We start from the raw sequence: 2,543 nt of genomic DNA on the forward strand, positions 1-2,543 counted from the left end.
TGAGAACGGCGGTGAGAAAGTCGACCACGGTAGCGGCGGGATGATCTTGGTGCGGGCGGCGTAAAAGTCGTCCATCTTTTCCCTTTCTTTTGACGGAGGGAGGGTGGGAGGATCTTCACCGTGGATTTGTATCGCAAAGTTCGTTTGGCCTGTGCCGAGGGCATGAGTCAGCGAGAAGCGGCGCGGCATTTCGGGATATCTCGTGACAGCGTTCGCAAGATTTTGGCGTTTTCAGTTCCGCCCGGCTGCCGGCGGTCAGCACCGATCCGGCGGCCTAAGCTGGATGGGTTCACCGGGATCATCGATCAATGGCTTTCGGAAGATCGGCAGCGGCCGCGCAAGCAGCGGCATACGGCCAAGCGGATCTTCGAACGCCTGCGCGATGAGCATGGCTTCGAGGGTGGTTACACCATCATCAAGGATTATGTTCGGGAGCACGGTCGACGGCATCGCGAGATGTTCGTGCCCCTTAATCATGCACCGGGCCATGCTCAGGCCGATTTCGGCGAAGCAGTGGTTGTGATCGGAGGCATTGAGCAGAAGGCCCACTTCTTTGCCTTGGATCTGCCGCACAGCGACGCCTGCTACGTCCGGGCCTATCCGGCGGCGACGGCGGAGGCCTGGATGGACGGGCACGTCCATGCCTTTGGGTTCTTCGGGGCCGTTCCGCAGTCGATCCTGTACGACAACGACCGGTGCCTTGTGGCGAAGATCGAGCCCGACGGAACTCGCAGACGCGCGCGGCTGTTCAGCGAGATGCTGTCCCACTATGTGATCCGGGACCGCTACGGACGTCCAGGTAAGGGCAACGACAAGGGGTCCGTCGAAGGGCTGGTTGGCTATTCCCGGCGCAACTTCATGGTGCCGGTCCCGAGCTTTCCGACTTGGGACGCCTTCAACAACTGGCTCGAAGAGCAGTGCCGGGCGCGCCAAAACGACAAGCTGCGCGGGCACAATCAGACGATTGGAGAGCGGCTTCAACGCGATCTGGAGGCAATGGCGGTCTCGCCGGCCACGCCCTTCGAAGCCTGCGAACAGGCCACGGGCCGGGTCAGTTCCCTGTCGCTGCTGCGCTATAAGACCAACGACTATTCCGTGCCGGTTGCCTACGGCCATCGCGAAGTCTGGATCCGCGCCTATGTTGACCGGGTGGTCATCGGATGTGGTGGGGAGGTCATCGCGCGGCATGTTCGCAGCTACGACCGCGAGGACATGGTCTTCGATCCGGTTCATTACCTGCCGCTGATTGAGAAGAAGATAAACGCTTTCGAACAGGCGGCTCCGCTGGCCGGATGGGAGCTTCCCAAGGCGTTTGATACTCTCCAGAGGCTGATGGAGGCACGCATGCTGAAAACCGGACGGCGCGAATACGTGCAGGTTCTACGGCTGCTCGAAAGCTTCGAGATGGAGGAGGTTCATGCTGCCGTGAAGACGGCTCTCCAGATGGGAGCAATCAGCTTCCCCTCTCATTGATTGCTAGGCAATCAACTGCCGGGCAGTGGATGCCGTAAAGCATCTGGTGCTGTGTCGGGTGGAGCGGCGGCCGCCGAGGCTCGATCTGGATGTCTACCCGTTCCTGCCACGGGCCAAGGTGGCGACGACATCTCCGGCCAGTTACATGTGCCTGACAACAGGTGCCTCGACATGACGGAGACGCCACAGATCCTGCTGAACCACCAACTCAAAAAGCTGAAGCTGCCGACCATCCTGCGGGAATACGACAAGCAGGCTCGGCTCTGCGCTGCCGAAGGGAGAGATCACGTCCAGTTCCTGGCCCGTCTGATCGAGCTCGAACTCATCGACCGGGAACGGCGCATGATCGAACGCCGGATCAAGGCCGCGAAATTCCCGGCGACCAAGAGCCTCGATAGCTTCGACTTCACGGCGATCCCAAACCTCAACAAGATGCAGGTACTCGAACTCGCCCGCTGCGAATGGATCGACCGTTGCGAGAACGTCATTGCTCTCGGCCCCAGCGGCACCGGTAAGACCCACGTGGCCTTGGTCTTGGCCTGGCCGCCTGCCAGAAAGGCCTGGCAGTCCGCTTTACTACTGCCGCAGCCATCGTGCACGAATTGATGGAAGCTCGCGATGAACGCCAGCTCCTGCGGCTTCAAAAGCAATTGGTGAAGCAGAAGCTGCTGATCATCGACGAACTGGGCTTCGTACCACTCTCCAAGACAGGCGCTGAGTTACTGTTCGAACTGATCTCCCAGCGATACGAACGCGGGTCGATCCTGATCACCTCGAACCTGCCGTTCGAGAAATGGACGGAAACATTCGGATCCGAGCGTCTCACTGGTGCCTTGCTCGACCGGCTGACCCACCATGTCAGCATTCTGGAGATGAACGGAGAAAGCTATCGCCTGGCACAGAGCAGGGCTCGGCAGAATTCCTAAAACACAGAAAAGATTGGTCCTGGCGGACCAAGACGCCTTGGCAACCGCCAGCTTTATCGGAGCCCGTTTGCCAAGGCGCCGGTCACCCAATCAGTGGACGACTTTTGCTCCGCCCCATGGCAGGTTTTTACGCCGCCGTTGACA

At 60.0% G+C, this 2,543-nt stretch carries 2 pseudogenes; both read left to right on the forward strand.

Annotated elements, in window-relative coordinates:
* Window positions 1-162: 162 nt before the first annotated feature.
* A pseudogene (istA, locus tag GS614_RS21925) lies at window positions 163-1,648 on the forward strand (IS21 family transposase).
* Window positions 1,645-2,399: pseudogene (gene istB / locus GS614_RS21930) on the forward strand (IS21-like element helper ATPase IstB). Before istA ends, istB begins: the two co-directional pseudogenes overlap by 4 nt.
* The last annotated feature ends 144 nt before the right edge of the window (window positions 2,400-2,543 follow it).

The sequence above is a fragment of the Ruegeria sp. HKCCD6604 genome (assembly GCF_013110635.1).
Classification (GTDB): Bacteria; Pseudomonadota; Alphaproteobacteria; order Rhodobacterales; family Rhodobacteraceae; genus Ruegeria.